Genomic DNA, 1823 nt, shown 5'->3' on the forward strand with positions numbered 1-1823 from the left:
CCCCCCCGTTACCGTTTTCGTGGCTCCGCAATGGGGCCTCCGGCCTTCGGGTCCGGCATGACTTCCCCCCCTTGTTGTTGATGATCCGGGGGGTGGTGTCACCGGGCCCGGAGGCATCGACGGACCGCTGATGAGGGGCTTGAGCACCGGCTTCACCCGAGCCGGAAGAGCTCTCCGTAACGTGGGTGTGGCAGCTCGGTGCCCTGGCAGGCCGGACGAAAAGCGTGACTGGAGGGGCCTGCACGTGATCGACACCGGCGACATCGACGTCTTCCTCGGCCTGGACGTCGGCAAGGGCGAACACCACGCCACCGCCGTCACCCCGGCCGGGAAGAAAGCCTTCGACAAGCGCCTGCCCAACACCGAGCCCAAGCTCCGCGAGCTCTTCGCGAAACTCCAGGCCAAGCACGGCACCGTGCTCGTCGTGGTCGATCAGCCGGCCTCGATCGGGGCCCTGCCGCTGGCGGTTGCGAGGGACATGGGCTGTCCGGTCGCCTACCTGCCCGGGCTGACAATGCGGCGGATCGCCGACCTCTACCCGGGCGAGGCCAAGACGGATGCGCGGGACGCGTTCATCATCGCCGATGCCTCCCGGGCGATGCCGCACACTCTGCGGGCCATCGACGGGGAGGACGAGACGATCGCCGAGCTGGAGATGATCGTCGGCTTCGACGACGACCTGGCCGGCGAAGCCACCCGGGTCGCGAACCGGCTGCATGGCCTGCTGACCCAGATCCATCCTTCTCTGGAGCGGGTGCTGGGGCCGCGGCTGCAACACCCGGCCGTTCTGGCCCTGCTGGAGCGGTTCGGCTCTCCGTCCCAGATCCGTAAGGCCGGACGACGCCGCCTCGTCACGTTGTTACGGCCGAAGGCTCCGAGGATGGCCGAGCGGCTGGTCGAGGAGATCTTCACTGCCCTGGACGAGCAGACCGTTACCGTTCCGGGCACCGAGGCGGCCGCTTTGATCGTCCCGAGCCTGGCCGGATCGCTGAGCGCCGTCCTTGACCAGCGCAGCCTGCTGGCCGGGCGGATCGAGGGACTCCTGGAGGCTCATCCTCTTTCCAAGGTCCTGAGGTCGATGCCGGGCATCGGCGTCAGGACCGGAGCACGGATCCTGATCGAGGTCGGCGACGGCAGCACCTTCCCAACCGCCGGCCACCTCGCCGCTTACGCCGGACTCGCCCCAGCGACCCGCAGCTCAGGGTCCTCGATCCGCGGCGAACAACCCTCCAAGAGGGGAAACAAGCAACTCAAACGGGCCTTCTTCCTCTCCGCGTTCGCCTCTCTGGGCGACCCGGCATCGCGGGCCTACTACGACAAGAAGATCGCCCAGGGCAAGCACCACACCCAAGCCCTGCTCTGCCTCGCCCGCCGCAGAGCCGACGTCCTCTTCGCGATGCTCCGCGACGGAACCTTCTACGAACCTCAGCCCGCCAGATCAGCCTGAGGCACCAAGAATTCGCCTGGCCTCGACCCACAGGCGCTCGAACTCCTCCACCGGGATCTCGGCTGCCTGCGGCTGGTCCTGCCAGCCGTCGAGCGCAGCCTCGGCCAGGACGCCGTATTGCCGTTCATAGCGACCCATCGCCGCCGGATCGGCATGATCACGCAAGTGGAGCACCTCTTCCAAAGAGGCAGCCGTCACCGGCCGTGAGTCCTTCCCCCGGACCTCAACGTGACGCGCCGCCCAACCCGCCTCATCGGCCTCGAAATACAGCCACAGATCTTCGTCTTCGTAGTAGGTGCGGAACCAGGTCGTCATGCCCACATCCTCACCCACCAGCAACCCGCACCCTTGACCAAAGAGATAGGGGCACCCCCCC

2 protein-coding genes are annotated in these 1823 nt (G+C 67.4%); one reads left to right on the forward strand and one right to left on the reverse strand.

The genetic code is table 11. The features are described from left to right. Window positions 1-244 precede the first annotated feature (244 nt). Window positions 245-1447 (forward strand): IS110 family transposase, encoded by a 1203-nt coding sequence (locus ACIOEW_RS41230; RefSeq protein ID WP_401970756.1) that lies wholly within the window; start codon window positions 245-247, stop codon window positions 1445-1447. Here ACIOEW_RS41230 and ACIOEW_RS41235 read toward each other — a convergent pair. Further along, a partial coding sequence (locus ACIOEW_RS41235) for a hypothetical protein (protein ID WP_401970758.1) occupies window positions 1439-1823 on the reverse strand: 385 nt, incomplete at its 5' end. The genes ACIOEW_RS41230 and ACIOEW_RS41235 overlap by 9 nt on opposite strands.

It is taken from the genome of Streptomyces sp. NPDC087901 (genome assembly GCF_044742205.1).
In the GTDB taxonomy this organism is placed as follows: Bacteria; Actinomycetota; Actinomycetes; order Streptomycetales; family Streptomycetaceae; genus Streptomyces.